The sequence below is a fragment of the Idiomarina loihiensis genome (assembly GCF_024584785.1).
In the GTDB taxonomy this organism is placed as follows: Bacteria; Pseudomonadota; Gammaproteobacteria; order Enterobacterales; family Alteromonadaceae; genus Pseudidiomarina; species Pseudidiomarina fusca.
Map to the genome: position 1 here is coordinate 1,800,703 of NZ_CP074112.1, position 18,201 is coordinate 1,818,903.

Genomic DNA, 18,201 nt, shown 5'->3' on the forward strand with positions numbered 1-18,201 from the left:
CGACTATTTATTTTAATTACAGTTACTGATAATTACCAGTACGTGATTATTTCACTCGATCACCTGCACCTTTACCGGCAAGAGTCTGCAGAATAAATCGAAAATAAGTTCTAATCGACATATCAGTAATCATCTTAGCATCAGTCTCCGCCAATAACTTGGGCGTAGACATATCTATCTCATTCACCTGTGCTAATCCAGTAATACCGGGCCGAACCGAATACACATGCCGCGCATCACGCTCGGCAATTAGTTCAACCTGGTTGAACAAATTTGGGCGTGGGCCAACTAAACTCATTTCACCTGTCAAAACATTCCACAACTGTGGTAGCTCATCTAGCTTACTTTTTCGCAAAAAACCGCCGATCCGGGTAATAGACGCTGTAGATGCTAAGTGACTTGCTACAGAGGAAGTATCGACCTTCATTGTACGAAACTTCACCAAAGTAAAAGGCTTTTTATTCCGTCCTACTCGCTCCTGCCAAAAAAGCGGCGATCCCGTATCAAAAAATCCGAGTACATAAACGATCAATAGTACTGGGAAACCAAAAACTAACCCCAACAGGGCAAAGGTAAAATCAAAAATACGCAACACGTTATTTATTCCTAAACATAAAATCAGCCACTGTCATTTTTATACCTTGTTTAACTGTAAACGGCGGTACCCATTCCAACAAAGTACGTGCCTTCGTTGAATTAACCTGTAAATCCCCCACCAATCGGTCTACCATCGCTGTCTTACCTGTTAGCCGACCCGCTAACTTTAACAACCAAATCGGTACCGGCAGCAAACGTGGCGAGTAGCCAAGAGATGAACGAATATAAGTAATCAGATTACGTAGTGAACAATCTTCTCCGTCAGACACGAGAAAGGTCTGATTTGCCGCCTCTGGATGCTGGATACAGCAAACAATAAAACTCGCCAAGTTACCCACATACAACATGCTGCGCTTGTTATTCACAGAACCGAACGGCAAAGGTACAGGCTTGCTTGCAAGGTTAATCAAATTTCGGAAATTACCGGGTGCAGCACCACCATAGACAAGTGGCGGGCGAATAATAACGATTTCCATCCCTGTTTCGTTGGATAACTTCCGTAACCCTTGTTCAGCCTCGTACTTAGAAACTGCATAAGCATCATGCGGTGCTTCGGTATCCGTCTCTTTGAATGGTCGTAACGAATTAAGCCCATGCACACCAATACTGCTAATAAAAATAAAACGCTTAACACCCGCCACAACAGCCTGCTTAGCAAGATTTAGCGTACCTTCTACATTAACCTTACGGTATTCCGCAAGCGGGTCATCTTCTTTATCGTGTAGAATATGCGCTCGAGCAGCTGCATGAATTACAACATCAACGCCTTTAAGAGCGAGAGAATAATCCGTCGAACCACTAATGTTTCCAACGACCACAATATCATCGGACGCAGAATAAACAGCAGAGCGAACAGCAGAGATCACTCTGCAGCCTACCATCTTCTGAATCTCAGAAAGTAAATGAGAGCCTACAAAACCAGTCGAACCGGTCAGCATTATAGTAGTAGTCATCGATAGACTCCTGTTCCTAACTTGACAAACTTCCGCCTAATTCCGGTAAGTGACAAACATACTCTCCAAGCCGTTCTGTCTTGTAGTGTAAATATCGGGTTGCCGTTTTAAAATTTCAGTAATTGTTGCACTGCCCGTTTTAGGAAATCCCGCATATACAAAATTTGGAAGCTTTCTATTTAAATCGTCCATTCTACTCTTCTTCACATTTTTGTAGGGAAAGAATGTTAGTCAACATTATTTGATTTATTTTCATAACATCATATTTTTCAACTGCAATGGTCCGAGAGCGCCTTCCCATCACTTCTATAAGTTCGGGATCTTCTATAAATTTTTGCATCGCGAGCGCTAAAGGCTCAACAGCCTTCACTAGAACACGATAGCCATTATCACCGTCAATCACGGTTTCTCTACAGCCAGGCGCGTCGGTGGTAATAATTGCACGGCCCATCGACATTGCCTCTAACACGGAGCGGGGGGTTCCCTCTCTGTAGCTCGGCAATACAAATACATGACAGGATTGAATAAACGGCCGAACATCTGCTTGATGCCCATGCCATTTAATCAGTCCCTCATGACACCATGCTTCAATTTCGTGCTGCTTGAGAGAATCTGGATTACTATCTAGTCCCCCTACCAGATGAAATTTAACGTGCGGATACTTCTTTTTTACAATCCTCGCGGCATCCACAAATTCACGTATTCCTTTGTCGCCCAGCATTCTTGCAATCAGCAGAAATGAAACCGGCTGCGGAGGTAACGGTGTATCCGGAAATTTATCAACATCGACCCCACTGCCATTTACAATATGTACCGGAACGTCTTTCGGTAACAATTTCAAGCGATTGAAGTCATTTTTATCGTCGTTATTCTGAAAGAAAATAATATTTGAGCGCTTCAATGCCGTTGCATAAAGTTTGCGAGCAATAAACTGGATAATACGGCGTTTACCGGAAGGTGTCCCCGTAAATGCGTACCCTAATCCAGTAATCAGGGACACTCGCATTTCTACCTGTGCCGCAGCAGCCGCCAGCGTTCCCCAAATTACTGGCTTAATAGTATAAGCGAGAAAGAGCTGCGGCTTCACCTTACAAAATAGTTCTTTAAGCTGAAAAAACGCGCGTATGTCATGGAATGGATTAAGACCAGCCCGGTTGTAAGGAGCATTGTGGCAAATAATTCCATTCGACACCAACCAATCGAGTGCAGCCTTATCCCGTAATAATTCGGGAGCACAGGCATGCACCTCATACCCTCGATGAGCAAGGTCTAAAAGAAGCTGCCCTCTGAAATTGACTAAAGAACTCGAGGAAGAACCAAGGATTAAAAAGACCATTGGTCCGCTTTTTTGTCGGAAACAAGAAGATGTGGCCACGTCAAGCATATTCCTCTTCTCTACCAGTAAACCATTTCAGGATATATCTCCAGCATTTTTTGCCTATCAGTTTCATAGTATTGTCTTAGCAGCTGTATACTCCGATCATTCAAAACGTCTTTCGGATTTAGTGGACTATTGAATAAGGGTAGACTGCCGATGCGAGTCACTGCCGACCCAACAAGCCACAACAGCCTATTGCCGCGGTATTCCTTTCGAGTTCTTCCAGAATTAAACTTATACCGAATTCGATTTCCAGCATTTAAAAAAATTGCCTTTCGATAGTCATAACTTCCACGATTCTTAACTCTTTCGCTCTTACTAAATGATTCATAAGTAATACCCAGAAAATCACTCACTCTTTTCAATTCCGCGACCGTATTACTTCTGATTCTATTCTGATTTGTTAAAAATAAAGAGTTAGGTTGAGCCAATGATTCAGCGAAAAAAAGCGAGTCGAAATACAGGCCGTAGTGTAACAGCGAGATACCTGCAGGATGTTTATCTAAATAGTTTCCATAAAATATTTCCTCAACAGCCGTGTTTATGTTTTTTACAGGCAGCTTGCCGCTATTAACCACATGAAAGTATGCAGAAACGAATCTATCAACAGGATCTCTTAGTACTACTATAACCTTGCAATTTGGTGAGTGTTGGAATAGTCGAGAAATAGCTCTTAAATCACCCAGAATGTTGGGGCGTTTTAAACCAACAAGTTTCTCATTGTGAACAAAGCGATCATCTAGTTCTCTGTCAACTCGACCTTGTTCAAAATCAGGTGATTCAAATATCGCAAACTCGCCTAGTGGAAGTACAACCTTCGAGTGCGAGTTTAGGTAATGTTGAATTGTGGTAGAGGCCGCTTTTTGCGCGCCTATAATTGCGAAGTCTAATTCAATCATGAAATACTATTGTTCCTTATCAAATAGGGCTTCCAAAGAGGTTATTTTATGCTCATCCTCTAAGATTGACGTCGGGTATCCGCTTTCTGCTAGTCTCGTTCTTAGCTCTGAATCGCTAATTAACTCAGCAAGCCCTTCAACAATTGCGCTTACCTCTTGGTCTACGATAAGACCGGTTTGCCTATCTATCAGTTGCTCATACACACCAGAAACTTTAGTAGCGACTACTGCCTTTTTCATCACCTTTGCTTCGTTGATAACTCCACAAAGACCCTCATGATAAGAGAGCATTGCAACAACGTCTGCCATCCTATAGTAAGGGAAAGGGTTCTCCTTTAAGCCGAGTAGTATCATACAGTCTTCCAAGTGCGATTTATGAATCAAGACCTCTAGCGCTTTTCGATCAGGCCCGTCACCAATTACATACCACTTAAATTCGAACCCTCGATCTCTTAAAATACTACAGACTTCTACCATACGAAAAATTGCTTTTGCAGAATCTTTTAATCGACATACCGAAAGCAAATTTATTGTCTCACTCGAGAAGCTTATACTAGCCTTCTTTAGCGATTTTTCACGCATTTCCCCTGCATTTAGGATGTTGTAAACAACATGAGTTTTAAACTCTACTTGAGGACAAAGATCGATTAGACTTCTTTCAGCCGTTTTCGATACACAAATATATTTATCAATATAACACCACCAAGTATTCACTGAGTTCTGAATCTTCATGGCGTTTGGAGTTTGCTTTAAGTCATTTCTAATCCAATGAAATTTCTTAATGGCTTTAACATATTTGCAGACAAAAAGCGGCTTTGTACCCATTAATAAAATACAGGCCGCGTCATATTCTCTTCTCGAAAATTCTCTTTTTTTTAAATAAGAGAAAATTGAATCATAAAGATAAAAAACAACTTGAGGAAATAAAAAAATCTTCCGAAAAAAATTCTTCTCAGCTTTAAACTCTACCCCTCTAAGTTTCTTCCTAATAGCTACTAATTCTACCTCAGGAGCTAAACCAGACTCTAAACTGCCACCGCCTACCTCAACAACAACTGTAACTTTCCAATTTCTTTGTATCAGACTATTAATCATTCTGACAGATGAACGCTCAGCACCACCAACATTTAGCTGGGAGATATGGAATAATACGCTACGTTGTCTCACTACTGCCTCTACTAAAATCGAAAAAAATCTCTATACCAAGCCACAAATTTATTAATCCCCTCTTGTACAGATGTGCTTGGTTTATAGCCCAAGTCGTCTACAAGGTCGGTTACATCGGCGAACGTAGCCGGCACATCACCCGCTTGCAACGGCATTAAATTCTTCGGTATTTCTTTACCCACGGCATTCTCAATAGCGTTAATAAAGTCCATCAATTTAACGGGGTTATTATTGCCGATATTGTAAACTTTATAGGGGGCTGAAGAACGACTGGCATCCGCACCTTCTTCTATCCAATTCGCTGCGGCTTGCGCTGGGTTATCAATTACACGGGCAACCCCTTCAACAATATCGTCTACATAGGTGAAGTCACGAAGCATATTACCATTGTTAAATACATCAATAGTACGTCCTTCTAGCGCAGCTTTGGTGAAAAGAAACAAAGCCATATCGGGGCGGCCCCACGGACCGTAAACCGTAAAGAATCGTAATCCCGTAGTGTGAATTCCAAATAGGTGCGAATACGTATGAGCCATCAATTCGTTCGACTTCTTACTCGCAGCATAAAGACTTATAGGGTGGTCCACATTATGCGAGGTTGAGAATGGTAAAGTTTCATTCAACCCATAAACAGAAGAACTCGATGCATAGCTTAAATTCTTCACACCGTAATGACGGCAGGCTTCCAATATATTCAGGAATCCAACAATATTGGCGTCAATATAGGCTTGCGGATGCTCCAATGAGTAACGCACGCCTGCTTGTGCCGCTAAGTTACATACCGCATCAAACTTCTCTGTCTCAAATAGTGCGTCAAGAGCACTTTTGTCCTCCAGTTTCATTTGCAGAAAGCGGTAATTCTCATACTTTGTAGACTGAACTAGGTTACCGTACTGAATTTCTTCTTTGGCAATGCCGGTTTCAGCTAAGCGTCCATATTTCACGCGAATATCGTAGTAGTCGTTAATGCTGTCAAGCCCTACAACTTCGTCACCTCGCGCTAAAAGCTTTTGCGCCAAGTGAAAGCCAATAAAACCTGCAGTTCCTGTAATTAAAATCTTCATCACTCATAATTCCTGAATAAAGCTTGCAATCAAATCTTGTCGTGTAGCTCTAGGCTTCTATTTACGTTTGTAACTAATTCTCTACTCTGGAATATACCTTTCATATCCAGCCAGAATCAGTTTTTCACGCACCTCATTCCAGTTCGAAATTAAATCTCCTACAGGTTCTGGATTCTGCCGCTTTAAATTCGTTACTGGCGTCGACTCGGGCAAGCCCAAAAACTCTAGCACGCGCTGGAACGTATGGTTCAAGTCGCTTGTTAATTCTTCATAAGAGATATTCAAAAGTTGATGCTTGGAAAAAAAATCATCCCCCCAACGTTCCCAGTGTAGTGTCTTCTCAATCCACTCAATCAACTCATTGGGGTCTACGCTGACACGTTTCTTGTCCGCACTAATGAGCGCACGGTTGGAGTTTGCGACATAAGTGTCATTTTTTCGGGCTATCATCCACGACAAAACACTTCTTAATGTATCTTCTCGTTTTAAATGAATAACTCGTAAATTTCGATTGTTCTGCAATAAAGAAAATAATTCCGTCGAATCGCCATGGTGTGGATGATAATAAAACACCTTACAACCCGCAGCCTTTATGTACCGTGGCTGCTTGCCAAACACATCACCATAACGCTTTTCGATAGAATCTCCATCCAAATGACCAAAATGTTCGCCTTTGACCCGAACATTTGGGTGACTAAGTAGACTAGAATTCAAAAAATTAGAGCCCGTTCGTGAGCGTGAGAGCACTATGAAAGGAACATAGTCTTTATATCCGAAAGGTTTTAGTAAGTAATACTTTGTTAGTCTGATTAAATCTTTTACTTCCATACTGCTCGCTCCCTATAACGCACATTCATTGCTCATATTTCAAAATCGTACGATCCCAATTGTATTTTCTGCCTAAATACCTAGAACCCAAAATTGTAAAGTGGCCATTGTCCCTATACAAAATGATGTCGTCTTCAAATGCCAAGCAGTAACCACTATTCGAACACACAGTTTCTGTTAAATCGACAAAGCTGACAGTAGACGAAACAGAAGCTTCCTGATTTTGCTTTAAGGCTATCTCACTTAAAAGAGTGGAAAGCTCCCGATACTCGCTTGGTAAATCGAACGCGCATTCACTAAACTCTATTTTGAAACGACCAGCCTTTTCAAGGCAGCGGCCGACATTAAATTCTGAGCGAGGAGGAGGTGCTACAAGAGTTACCGAAATATTAAGTGCCGAAAGCCTTGATAACGTTTCTAATATTCCTTGCTCCATGGCAGCCCAAGAACCTTGTTGATCAACACCGTGTAGCTGAACCACGAAGTCTGGATTTGCTAAATAGAGAAACGGGCTAGCTAATATAACATTTCTAATTCGTTCTTTGTTGCTCTCTATGTAACCTAAAACACTTTCATTATGGTCTAAGCAAGATTGGAAATCATTGGAACGCTCTGTGTTTCTGACGTTTGCCAATCCGATAGTTGGAGCACAGCTACTTTTAGTCATTTGCAACAACTGTATATTTGGACTGTTAGCTAGAAGACCGTCAACCAAGTGCATGGCATAACTATCGCCCCAAACAATGTTTACATCTTCTTTTACATCGCCATAAACGCAGTCGGAGCTCCAGTTATCAGGCATATCACACTTGGCTGATAGCCCTTTATTAGGAGCAAGGATTTCATTTTTCACAGTGTCTGTGGCGTAGATATAAGCTATCGACCCTGTCGACAACAAGGCAGCCCAAACAAAAAGCGCCAAGAACAAACGTCTCGAATGCTTGCTGTTAGAAAAGCCGAAACGCAGAGGCCTTTCAAAAAAGCGATAAGATATATATGCTAGGGCAAAGCTTACAAGGAGCCCTATAAGCAGCATTAATGCCGTGGGCTCTTTAAGGCTTTGTGCTCTGATAAAGGCTAGTACCGGTTGATGCCAAAGATATAAGCTGTAACTCAGTATTCCAATGAAAACCATTGGCTTTACACTAAGTATACGATACACGAGAGATCCTTTTCTAGTGTAAAGCAATATAAGAATAACACCGATACATGGCAGCAACGTATAAACAGATGGCCATGGGGTAGCCGGCGATATGAGCCAAAAACTAAATACAAGTAAAAGCAATCCAAAGAGAGAGAATACGTCTGAGTTTGGCTTTCCAAACTTATTGACAACTACTGCGGCTAAAGCTCCTACTAAGATTTCCCATACTCTGAATGGGGTTAAATAAAATGCAGCATCTTGGCTTATTCCCAAAGCCCAAAGAGACAGAAAGAAGCTGCTCACAATACCAATAATTGGCCTTGTTGATCAAATCCGTACCGAGGGTAAAATTGCCCCTTTCCCACCTAGGGTTAACGCACCATTTCGCTCACGGGCATGCCAAGGCGGGTTAATTTATTAAGTACGGCGACCCGTACATAACCCTCTCCGACCTGCGCGTTGTAACTATGGTAACGCAACCGCTCGCCGGTCAGGCTTTTGAACCGCCACATCGCGGTTTCCGCTAATGAACGCTGGTGGTAACCGGTATCATGCTTCCATTGCGCTAACTGGCCTTGCTTCAAGGCTTTAACTGCGTCGTTTCGCGGGTGGTCTCCACGCCAGTATCTAGCGTTGCTGCGCGGCGGTATACATGGTATTGCGTTTTTACGGGCTATTTCCCGGTAACATTCTTTGGTGTCGTAGGCTCCGTCGCCGGTTACCTTGCCTACTTTTCGACGACGCATTTTCTTTAGCATCTTCGGGAGAACTTCGTTGTCTCCGACATTAACCAGAGAGACTTCTTCACACACGACTTGTTGGCTTTCGACGTCTACGCCTAGGTGGAGTTTACGCCAAGTACGACGCTTTTCTTGGCCATGCTTGCGCACTTTCCATTCGCCTTCACCGAATACTTTTAGTCCGGTCGCATCAAACACCACGTGTGCTACAGGACCTGACGGGCGTGGTATTTTCACCTTCACCGTCCGAGCCCGCTTGCTGACACTGCTGTAATCAGGGCTTTTTAGCGGCACATTCATCAAATTAAACAAGGAGTTTAAGAAACCTTCGGTACTGCGCAAGCTGAGTTTATACACAGCCTGAAGCATCATGAACGTGACGATAGCTTGGTCGCTGTATGTCAGGTCTCTGCCACGTTTGCCGTTTGGTGTATCATGCCACCACTGAGCGATAGCTTTCTCGTCCAGCCAGAACGTCACTGAGCCTCGTTGTTTAAGGGCTTTGTTGTATTCAGACCAGTTTTTAACTCGGTATTTTGCTTTGCTCATTGCGGTGTCTAGTATCAGCGTGGTTTGGCGATCTGATCAACGCTAACTGAGAAAGTTCCGCTATTTGTTCAACAAGGCCCCAATAATTACCAATGAAACAGCGAGCCATTTTGTCCTTTCCCGCCAAAGAAGTAACATCAGTAATGGAAAAACCAAATAGTATTGCTCTTCAACTCCGAGGCTCCATGTGTGTAAAAGAGGCTTTTCGTCTGCTCCGCTGTCAAAGTAACCACTATCACGCCAAAATTTAAAATTTGATACAAAGAATATTGAAGCAATGATGCTCACCAAATATTTTTCGAAATCACCGGGCGATAGGAAATAGAAACTAAAAGGAATTGTGACTGTGATCACGAGAAGTAAGGCAGGAATAATACGGCGAACTCGACGCTGATAAAAGTCAGCGAGAGAGAATCGACCCGAATCTATTTGAGCGAGAATTATAGACGCAATTAAAAATCCAGATATAACAAAAAAAATATCAACGCCAATATACCCCCCATTAAACCAGCTAACACCAGCATGAAATAGAAGCACAGGGATAACGGCAATTGTTCGTAGCCCATCTATATCAGGACGATAACTTAAAGATGACATATAACCTTACTCCGAAAGATTCTTACCAGTCATACCGGCTAAACGAATCCATATTCTTCCAATGCGGAGTAAGCTTGGCGGTTCCCGTTATTAACCGAACCACACGCTCCGAGGTATTGCGAATTTTATATTCTTCAGGAATTTCGCGTTCAGTGCCGGAAAATACCTCTCGGCTCGCTGTCGCAATTCGTACGCCTTCTACCAATGTGTCTTTATCTAGCCCCGTGAGCGCTATTGCGCCCGTGTCGAGGGCTTCTGGTCGTTCTATTGAGCGCCGCAAGGTTACTGCGGGGAAATTGAGTACCGACGATTCTTCACTAATGGTCCCACTGTCTGAAATAGCACAGAAGGCTTCCATTTGGAGTTTGTTGTAATCGAAAAAACCAAACGGTTTCAAGAATCGAATATCACCGGTTACTTTGTCTAACCCCAACTTTTCAAGGCGATTTCTAGTTCGCGGGTGAGTAGACACGACAATAGGGTAGCCATAAACTTCGTAAAGCGCATTCAGCGCCTCCACTACTTTTGCAAGGTTTTCTTTGCTGTCTACGTTCTCTTCTCGGTGAACACTTACAATAAAGAACTTGCCCGACTCTAGCTCGAGTTGAGAGAGCACCTCTGAGTTATTAATCGAGTCAATGGAATGCTCAAGCACTTCCCGCATGGGCGATCCGGTTAAATAGATAAACCGATGCGACAGCCCTTCACTAATTAAATGGCGGCGGGCATGTTCGGTATACACCAAATTAAAGTCGGCTAAATGGTCTACCAGTTTACGGTTAATTTCTTCAGGCACGTTCGCATCAAAGCTACGGTTGCCGGCTTCCATGTGGTACGTGGGTACCTTCATACGCTTTGCCATAATGGTGGCTGTTGCGCTATTCGTGTCGCCGAGCACCAACACCGCGTCGGGCTTTTCTTCTAGAATTACTTGCTCTGTTTTAATCAGAATTTCACCCAAGCTGCGACCCAAGCTAGAGGTATCAACATTCAAAAAATGGTCGGGTTGGCGAACACCTAGTTCTTCAAAAAAAACGTCGTTAAGTTCGTAGTCATAGTTTTGACCGGTATGTACAATTTTGTGGTCTACAACTTGATCAAGCGCTGCCATAACCCGCGACAATCGAATAATTTCGGGCCGAGTACCTAAAATTGTCATTACTTTTAATTTTTTCATTACAAAGTTCTACTTTTAATTGAAATTCGAGAATTTGAGTTCGAGGTAAGGTTTGAGTACTAAGGCTTCAGTAGTAAGGCTTAAATACCCGCGCAACTAAACAGGCTTTACCACAGGGCAGGCATAAGTGTCGGGTTTTTCGCGATCAAATATTTCGTTGGCCCATAACATAACCACCATTTCTTCGTTACCAATATTCGTAATGTCGTGGCTCCAACCAGGCACCGTTTCCACAATTTCAGGGCGTTCACCATCGGTGAAAAGCTCATAAAACTCGCCAGTAACCATGTGGCGAAACTTGAAGCTTGCTTTTCCCTTAATCACTAAGAACTTTTCTGTTTTTGTATGGTGGTAATGGCCACCCCTAGTAATACCAGGGTGCGCAGTAAAATAGGAGAACTGGCCAGCGTCTGGCGTTTTCAACATTTCAACGAACACACCGCGCTCATCACCGTATTTAGGCACGGTATAGGTGAATGTTTCCGTTGGGAAATAACTCACATAAGTTGAGTAGAGCTTACGCACAAACCCTGTACCTACCCGCTCGGAGACGAGCGTTGAGCGGCTCTCCTTAAAGGCATAGAGTTGCTTTGCGATATTTCCAACCGTTTGCTCATACACAGGTTCAATGTTCAAAAAGCCTGATGCCATGGGCTTAGCCTGCGCTTTAACAGCAGCAATCGCGTTCACCAAGCAGGTATACATTTGCTCGACCACATCGTCGACATACACTAATTTAACTTGCGCGGTGTCGTCGTGAATCTCTATGGGTATATCGCGCACAATACGGTGACAAAAGGTTGCCACCATAGAGTTATAGTCAGGTTTACACCACTTACCAAACACATTCGCAAGCCGATAAATATAAACACTATTGCCGGTATCTTCATGCAGCGCTAACAGCTGTTGCTCTGCTGCTTTTTTACTTTGCCCGTAAGCATTGTCGCGTTCTGCTTGAATAGATGAGCTATAAACCAGCGGTATATTGCGTTTATCCTGCTTTGCAACCTCGGCAACGGCACTTGCAAGCGCTTCGGTTAAGTCTGCATTACCGACTTTAAATTCGCTTTCATGTTCTGGGCGGTTAACGCCCGCTAAATGAATAATGCCGTCTACGGCGCGAACCAAACTAGGCAGCTCGCTTAGTTCGTTGTCTCGCGTAAAAGAAACAACTTCTATTTCAGGTTTTTCACTCAAGTAAACACTCAAGTTCTTGCCAACAAAACCGTTCGCACCTGTAATTAATATTTTCATAGTAGCTTCTCTTACTCTTAGCTAATTTTCTGGGCTAGTTTTTTGTATTAGTTCCCTGTATTAGCTCTCTGGATTAATGTATTTACCGGCCGCAAAAGCACGCATAAAATCAAGTTTAAGCAATAATTGCTTCATTCCAGCTACATCCAAACGCTCTGTGTTATGCGAGTTATAGTCTTCAAACTCTGCTATTTTGCTGTCGCCTTCTTCAACAAACTTGGCATAGTTTAAATCACGCAAGTCTGGCGGCACTCGGTAATAGTCGCCCATGTCTTCTGCACACACCATTTCTTCACGTGACAATAAAGCTTCGTATAGCTTTTCACCGTGGCGCGTACCCATAATTTGAATGGGATAATCGGGCTTATCAATCAACTCCAAAATAGCTTTCGCGAGCACTTCAATAGTTGCGGCGGGCGCCTTCTGCACAAAAATGTCACCATTCTGGCCATGTTCAAATGCATAAAGAACCAGGTCTACAGCATCATCTAGCGTCATCATGAAACGCGTCATACTTGGGTCTGTAATGGTAATGGGTTTATCAGCTCGAATTTGGTCAACAAAAAGTGGAATAACAGACCCGCGCGATGCCATAACATTACCGTACCGCGTACCGCAAATAACGGTTTTGCTGTCGTCTACATTTCTCGACTTAGCCACCATTACCTTTTCCATCATGGCCTTAGAAATACCCATGGCATTTATTGGGTAAACCGCCTTGTCGGTACTTAAACAAACAACCCGCTTCACCGCGTTTTGTATTGCGGCTTCCAGAACATTTTCGGTTCCAATAACATTGGTTTTCACCGCTTGCATAGGATGAAACTCGCAAGACGGAACTTGCTTTAACGCCGCAGCATGGTATATAAAGTCAACGCCTCGACTGGCATTCAACACACTTTGGTAGTCGCGCACATCGCCAATGTAAAACTTAAGTTTCGGATGATTGTATGCTTTACGCATATCGTCTTGCTTCTTTTCGTCACGACTGAAAATACGAATTTCCGCAATATCCGTGTCGAGGAAGCGACGTAATACCGCGTTACCGAATGAGCCGGTACCACCGGTAATAAGTAGAGTTTTTTCCGCAAAAACAGACGCCATTTTCCTATCCTTTCGAATTTTCAAAATCTTTTTGAGCCCACGCAACATATTCGGGTAATCCGGTATCTATGCGTTTCACAGGATTAAAACCAAACGATGCCTGAGCCGCTTGAACATTTGCCAAACTGTGCAATACATCACCCATTCGGGTTGGTCCAAATTCAATGGCAACCGGTTCAGGTAAACACTGATTGATACGTTTAGCTAAATCTAAAATTTCAATTTGAGTGCCGCTTGCAATATTAAACGCGCCCGACACACCTCTATTTTTTGCAGCTGCAATATTTGCTTGAACTACGTCGGCTACGTGAACAAAGTCTCGCGTTTGTTTACCATCGCCAAAAATTATAATAGGTAACTGCTGAAGGGCACGAAAAACAAAAATTGGAATTACATTACCATAAGCGTCGAAACGCTGGTTAGGGCCATAAACGTTGAAGTAGCGTAAACAAATAGCTTCGAAACCATAGGTGTGAGCAAACGCTAGTGTTTGCTTTTCTGTGTATAATTTCGACACGCCATAAGGTGTTAGTGGCTCAATAGGGTGACTTTCGTCAATAGGAATGGTTTTCAATTCGCCATATATGCCCGCTGAAGAGGACGACACCACTTTTTCAACACCCAAGTCTCGGGCTGCCTCAAGTACCCGAAGCGTTCCACTTACGTTAATGTCGCTATCTATTTCCGGATGATCAATTGAGCGTTTATTACCCACCGACGCAGCAAGATGAAAAACCGTGTCGGCACCTTGCATTGCATCGCGGACCGCTGAAGCGTCACGCACGTCACCCTGAACGAAACGAACATGCTTTGCTGTAATTAGATCCGAAATATTTTTCTTGTGCCCTGAACTAAGGTCATCTAACACCGTTACTTCAGCGCCCTGCTCAAGCAAAGATTCAACAATATTTGAGCCGATAAAGCCGGCACCGCCTGTAACTAACGCTTTCACTTTGTAATCCTTTTATTCGAATTCACTGACAGACTAACTCGTGAGCTGCTTTCGGTTCAATAATCTGCCGATCAGCGCTCTTTCATCTCTATTGAGTAACAGTATGTAGGTTACCGCTACATACATTACTGAATACAAAACAACCGCTCCAGCAAAGGTTAACCAAGTAAACGTAATACCATGAGTCAACCACAGGGCCATACACACCATCACCGCATTAACCGGCAAGGTTTTTCCATAAACCCCTTTAATATATTTTAAGAAGCTAACTTCTGCTTTCGCTTGCAAAACACCGCCTAAAATAACATATCCTATTAACAACGCTGCCCCGGTTCCAACCGCGGCGCCAATAACCCCGAAACGCGGTAATAGAAGCAAGGTCAATATAATGTTAATTATTGCCATAATTACCATTGTAAGCGACCGATACCAATACGCTTCTTTTACTTGCAATACAATATTTCGCGAATTCCCTATAATCTCTAAAGAAAAAGGCAACAAAACAAATAGCAGCACATAGTACGAAAGCGCAAAGTCTTCGTTGAGCCATAAAACGAGAAATTGCTGGCCAAACACGACCACGCCGCCTAGTACCAAATAGATAAAAAGTGCTTGGATACGAGAAATTCGCACCAGAAGCGAAAGAATCTCGGCACTTGAAATACCACTGTCAATTTTTCGAATAATATCTGGCGTGAATACACGGGTAATAACGATAGTGAGCGACATTACGTATTTATTAAACATCACACCAATAGCGTAAATAGACACCGCTGCAGCGCCAACCATCGAGCCAATTAAGATGTGATCTATTTTATGAAATAAAGGCCCCATCATCGCCGCAGCGAAAATAGGAGCCCCATAGAGCAAAATTTTTCTCAACTCAGGCCACTGTGGCAAGGCTAATCTAATTCGAAATTTGAGCGCGTTAGAAACATAAATAAAGCGACAAAGCCCGGTAAAAACCTTAAACGCACACATACTCCACGCAATCTCGATCAATCCGTAGTCATTTATGAGTAATAGATATATAACGACTATAGATAAAACCGATGTAAATATTTCTAAACTTCGGAGAAAAACAAAGCGCTCTTCGGCATAAATAAGGGATGAGAGCGGGTTGCTGGCAATCATAATTGCCGCCCCGACACCGACTATCTTGAACATCTCTTCAAGAACTAATATTTTGTCTAAGGTTAAGCCTTTCGCAAATATGCTTACGAAGGATTCGGCTAACAACCATACGACACTAATAATAAAGAAACCAACGAGGACGTACGTAAATAGCATTCTCCCTAAAAACTTTTCCTTTTCTTCAGTACTCCCTCTATGTTTTACAAAAAAACGCAGTAAACTGTCGTTCATACCGAGATCAAGAATGCTAATATAAGCGACAAAAGCCATTGCAAGGTTCAAAATCCCATAGTTATCAGTGCCAAGCTCAGCAACTAAAACGGGAGTGAAAATTAATGCAGAAACTATACCCACAACAATAGCGACGTAACCGAGTAATGCACCTTTAGCTTTTTGCGACATATATTTAATAACTACCGTCTAAATTGAAAATAAAAAACTAATATTGTGCTTCAATAAATTGCTTTAGCTCATTTGCGTAAATCGTTATGTCAAAATTGTTGACAGCTACTTGCCAAGCATGGGTTTGCATTTCTCCATAGCTAGATTCCGTTAGGCTCGCCACAGCAAAAATACACCGCTGAATCTCTTCTAAGTCCGTATTTTCAACTACAACACCAGTCTCAACACTATGATAAAGACCCAAATCAGACGTAAGGTTAGTAATTACAGGGCAGCCTAATGACATGCTTTCAACGTACTTGGTTGGAAAGCCAAACTCGCTCACTCTATTTCGCTCGCGAACAAAAATAGTAAAGTGCGCTTGCTTTAAGAGCTCCGAAACTTCCGCATGGGTAATCCGGCCGTGGCAGATTATCTTTGCTGTTGCCCCCCCCACTGCGTACCATTTTTGCGACTCTGGTGACTGTTCCATGTAGGCGTTGAACTCTAGTTGGTTCAAGCCAATAATATGAAGCTCAATTTCTCGCTGTGGTACGGTTAGGTTTTCAAGGTCTTCTTGCTTGCCTCGCAGTTTGTTTACTTGGGCAACCGCTATAGCAATTTTATCGAGCCGGTCTTTTTTGCCAGGGGAACCTGCATAAAATAGCTTAATTGGCCCACTACCGAGCTTTGGCCGGTTTAATTGGTCCAAAGTACTTGTTGGTTCATAGAGTGTCAGCGTTGGGGGAATTCTCACTGTAGGCCGCTTTTTTGCTTGGTAGTAATGTTGCAATGCACTACTAATACAAATAACGCCGTCTGCTTTCGGAACCAAATATCGCATAGCGAATTCAGTATTAATTAAATATGGCGACATCCAAAAGCCTAGCCGTGATTCTGCGGCATACCACTCAACAGCATCGAAAATCATCTTAATGCCGCGTTTCTTCGCCCAGCCAGTAAAACTAAGCAAATAAGGGCTATAACCACTATAAATAATTATAGCTTTCGGCCAGCAGTCTTGTCGCTCAAGCCAGTCGCGCGACCGACGCCCCATGGTGAAATACTTAATAAACTTGAGCAGCTTGGGTAAATGCTCTGCTGAACGCTCATTTATTTGCACCGACTCAATTCCAGGCTGAATAGCTGTTGCTTCACCCTCGACTGCTCGTGCAGATAAATAGCCCGACACCACAGTTACTTTATAGCCAGCAAGCACCAAGCTTTGCGACACTCCTAATACGCGCCGCGCGGCGGCACCGCCTTCAGGAAAATCGATCGGCCCAACGTAGGCGACCCAGTTTGCGTCGACTCCTTTCAATGAGGAATTCACTTTTTAAACCTTAGAAGTAGGAAATATCTTAAATTCTTAAAAATTCGGTTTTAATATAGCGGGCAATTCGCTTCGGCAACGAGCCTGAATATTTGTTTGCGAAAGTTCGAACAATGGCGTGACAATAAGTAGGTACGCTGAGCGTAAATGTGCTGTCTTCAAATACAACTTCTGCATTGATCATGTCTGAAGCTTTTGTATGCACCCCAGAGCCGTCCATACCGATATTCTGCACTCGGTTATATCGCGGATAAATTGTATTTTTTTGCTGCAAAATCTGCCAACAACCAAACCGAATAGACCATGAGTCTATTTTGCCTTCAAGCTGGCGTTTCACACGTGCTACTCTGTCTCCACCGCCTTGGCGAAGTTTTGCTCTTAGTGCACGGCTCTGCCAAACTTGCCCTAGCCGTTCATTGCTCCAGTCTATTGTGTCCCAGCGGTCGCGCCATGTGGCCCAACCGTGGCTGCAGTTTCTTGGTGCAATATATACGTCGTGAGCATAATTACTTGGCAGTTTTTGCAATGGAGAAAAGCCAGATATTGAGCCAACATTCGCAATGGGTGCATAAAATTCAAGACAAGCGTTCATATAAGTAAGGAAGTCGGGAGCTACCAGTAAGTCGTCTTCAACTACAATGGCTTTGCCATGCTTCTTCATAACGTCGGAAACACCACCAATAATTGAATTGGCAAGCCCTTTATTGCGCTCAGACTGAATAACATTCACTACTGCGAAGTGTTTGGTTACTGCTACGCTCTGCGCTAGTGCGCGAACCTGTTCTATTTTTTCTAACTGTTCACCGCTGGCTTGCGGTTTCGGCCCGTCACAAAAAATATAAATACAGCTACTGGCGGCCTCTTTACACTGCGCTAATCGCTCAATGGTTTGCTGCAAATGATCAGGCCGGTTATACGCAAATAAAGCAACGGGTGCGAGTTCCACGTGG

At 43.1% G+C, this 18,201-nt stretch carries 17 protein-coding genes; all 17 read right to left on the minus strand.

The features are described from left to right. Positions 1–46 precede the first annotated feature (46 nt). The gene (locus KGF88_RS08655; protein WP_162014618.1) at positions 47–595 is read right to left on the minus strand and encodes a sugar transferase; all 549 of its coding nucleotides are present in this window, start codon (positions 593–595) and stop codon (positions 47–49) included. A 1-nt stretch (position 596) separates the two neighbouring features. Then, the gene (locus KGF88_RS08660; protein ID WP_153827157.1) at positions 597–1,550 is read right to left on the minus strand and encodes a UDP-glucose 4-epimerase family protein; all 954 of its coding nucleotides are present in this window, start codon (positions 1,548–1,550) and stop codon (positions 597–599) included. Positions 1,551–1,743: 193 nt separating this feature from the next. Beyond that, positions 1,744–2,925, minus strand: a complete 1,182-nt coding sequence (locus KGF88_RS08665) for a glycosyltransferase family 4 protein (RefSeq protein WP_202912522.1) — start codon at positions 2,923–2,925, stop codon at positions 1,744–1,746. Between the two features lie 20 nt (positions 2,926–2,945). Continuing rightward, the gene (locus KGF88_RS08670) at positions 2,946–3,827 is read right to left on the minus strand and encodes a sulfotransferase domain-containing protein (protein WP_153827158.1); all 882 of its coding nucleotides are present in this window, start codon (positions 3,825–3,827) and stop codon (positions 2,946–2,948) included. Between the two features lie 6 nt (positions 3,828–3,833). Next, positions 3,834–4,994: a glycosyltransferase gene (locus KGF88_RS08675; protein ID WP_153827159.1), complete on the minus strand. Its 1,161-nt coding sequence runs from the start codon at positions 4,992–4,994 to the stop codon at positions 3,834–3,836. A gap of 11 nt (positions 4,995–5,005) precedes the next feature. Continuing rightward, positions 5,006–6,058, minus strand: coding sequence for an NAD-dependent epimerase (locus tag KGF88_RS08680; protein WP_153827160.1), 1,053 nt, complete (start codon positions 6,056–6,058; stop codon positions 5,006–5,008). An 81-nt stretch (positions 6,059–6,139) separates the two neighbouring features. Beyond that, the gene (locus tag KGF88_RS08685) at positions 6,140–6,886 is read right to left on the minus strand and encodes a sulfotransferase (protein WP_153827161.1); all 747 of its coding nucleotides are present in this window, start codon (positions 6,884–6,886) and stop codon (positions 6,140–6,142) included. Between the two features lie 25 nt (positions 6,887–6,911). Continuing rightward, positions 6,912–8,333: an acyltransferase family protein gene (locus KGF88_RS08690; protein ID WP_153827162.1), complete on the minus strand. Its 1,422-nt coding sequence runs from the start codon at positions 8,331–8,333 to the stop codon at positions 6,912–6,914. Positions 8,334–8,401: 68 nt separating this feature from the next. Then, positions 8,402–9,319: an IS5 family transposase gene (locus KGF88_RS08695; RefSeq protein ID WP_153827427.1), complete on the minus strand. Its 918-nt coding sequence runs from the start codon at positions 9,317–9,319 to the stop codon at positions 8,402–8,404. Positions 9,320–9,379: 60 nt separating this feature from the next. After that, positions 9,380–9,916 (minus strand): acyltransferase family protein, encoded by a 537-nt coding sequence (locus KGF88_RS08700; RefSeq protein WP_153826819.1) that lies wholly within the window; start codon positions 9,914–9,916, stop codon positions 9,380–9,382. 22 nt (positions 9,917–9,938) lie between these two features. Beyond that, a complete protein-coding gene (gene wecB / locus KGF88_RS08705) occupies positions 9,939–11,093 on the minus strand; it encodes a non-hydrolyzing UDP-N-acetylglucosamine 2-epimerase (RefSeq protein ID WP_153826820.1) in 1,155 nt (384 codons plus the stop codon). A 96-nt stretch (positions 11,094–11,189) separates the two neighbouring features. Continuing rightward, entirely contained in the window at positions 11,190–12,347 is a 1,158-nt protein-coding gene (gene wbjC / locus KGF88_RS08710) for a UDP-2-acetamido-2,6-beta-L-arabino-hexul-4-ose reductase (RefSeq protein WP_153826821.1), read from the minus strand. A 60-nt stretch (positions 12,348–12,407) separates the two neighbouring features. Then, a complete protein-coding gene (locus tag KGF88_RS08715) occupies positions 12,408–13,451 on the minus strand; it encodes a polysaccharide biosynthesis protein (protein WP_153826822.1) in 1,044 nt (347 codons plus the stop codon). Between the two features lie 4 nt (positions 13,452–13,455). Continuing rightward, complete coding sequence (locus KGF88_RS08720; protein ID WP_162014585.1) at positions 13,456–14,403, minus strand: SDR family NAD(P)-dependent oxidoreductase; 948 nt, start codon at positions 14,401–14,403, stop codon at positions 13,456–13,458. 33 nt (positions 14,404–14,436) lie between these two features. After that, entirely contained in the window at positions 14,437–15,939 is a 1,503-nt protein-coding gene (locus KGF88_RS08725) for a lipopolysaccharide biosynthesis protein (protein WP_153826823.1), read from the minus strand. Positions 15,940–15,976: 37 nt separating this feature from the next. Then, on the minus strand, positions 15,977–17,251 hold the full coding sequence (locus KGF88_RS08730; protein ID WP_153826824.1) for a glycosyltransferase family 4 protein: 1,275 nt from the start codon (positions 17,249–17,251) through the stop codon (positions 15,977–15,979). A gap of 28 nt (positions 17,252–17,279) precedes the next feature. Then, positions 17,280–18,197, minus strand: coding sequence for a hypothetical protein (locus KGF88_RS08735; RefSeq protein ID WP_228759538.1), 918 nt, complete (start codon positions 18,195–18,197; stop codon positions 17,280–17,282). Positions 18,198–18,201: the final 4 nt, after the last annotated feature.

What these genes read in the sequence shown, in the direction of transcription:
- wecB (WP_153826820.1), bottom strand. Translation starts at nt 11,093, where the DNA reads ATGAAAAAATTAAAAGTAATGACAATTTTAGGTACTCGGCCCGAAATT.
- KGF88_RS08660 (WP_153827157.1), bottom strand. Translation starts at nt 1,550, where the DNA reads ATGACTACTACTATAATGCTGACCGGTTCGACTGGTTTTGTAGGCTCT.
- KGF88_RS08670 (WP_153827158.1), bottom strand. Translation starts at nt 3,827, where the DNA reads ATGATTGAATTAGACTTCGCAATTATAGGCGCGCAAAAAGCGGCCTCT.
- KGF88_RS08680 (WP_153827160.1), bottom strand. Translation starts at nt 6,058, where the DNA reads ATGAAGATTTTAATTACAGGAACTGCAGGTTTTATTGGCTTTCACTTG.
- KGF88_RS08685 (WP_153827161.1), bottom strand. Translation starts at nt 6,886, where the DNA reads ATGGAAGTAAAAGATTTAATCAGACTAACAAAGTATTACTTACTAAAA.
- KGF88_RS08695 (WP_153827427.1), bottom strand. Translation starts at nt 9,319, where the DNA reads ATGAGCAAAGCAAAATACCGAGTTAAAAACTGGTCTGAATACAACAAA.
- wbjC (WP_153826821.1), bottom strand. Translation starts at nt 12,347, where the DNA reads ATGAAAATATTAATTACAGGTGCGAACGGTTTTGTTGGCAAGAACTTG.
- KGF88_RS08715 (WP_153826822.1), bottom strand. Translation starts at nt 13,451, where the DNA reads ATGGCGTCTGTTTTTGCGGAAAAAACTCTACTTATTACCGGTGGTACC.
- KGF88_RS08700 (WP_153826819.1), bottom strand. Translation starts at nt 9,916, where the DNA reads ATGTCATCTTTAAGTTATCGTCCTGATATAGATGGGCTACGAACAATT.
- KGF88_RS08725 (WP_153826823.1), bottom strand. Translation starts at nt 15,939, where the DNA reads ATGTCGCAAAAAGCTAAAGGTGCATTACTCGGTTACGTCGCTATTGTT.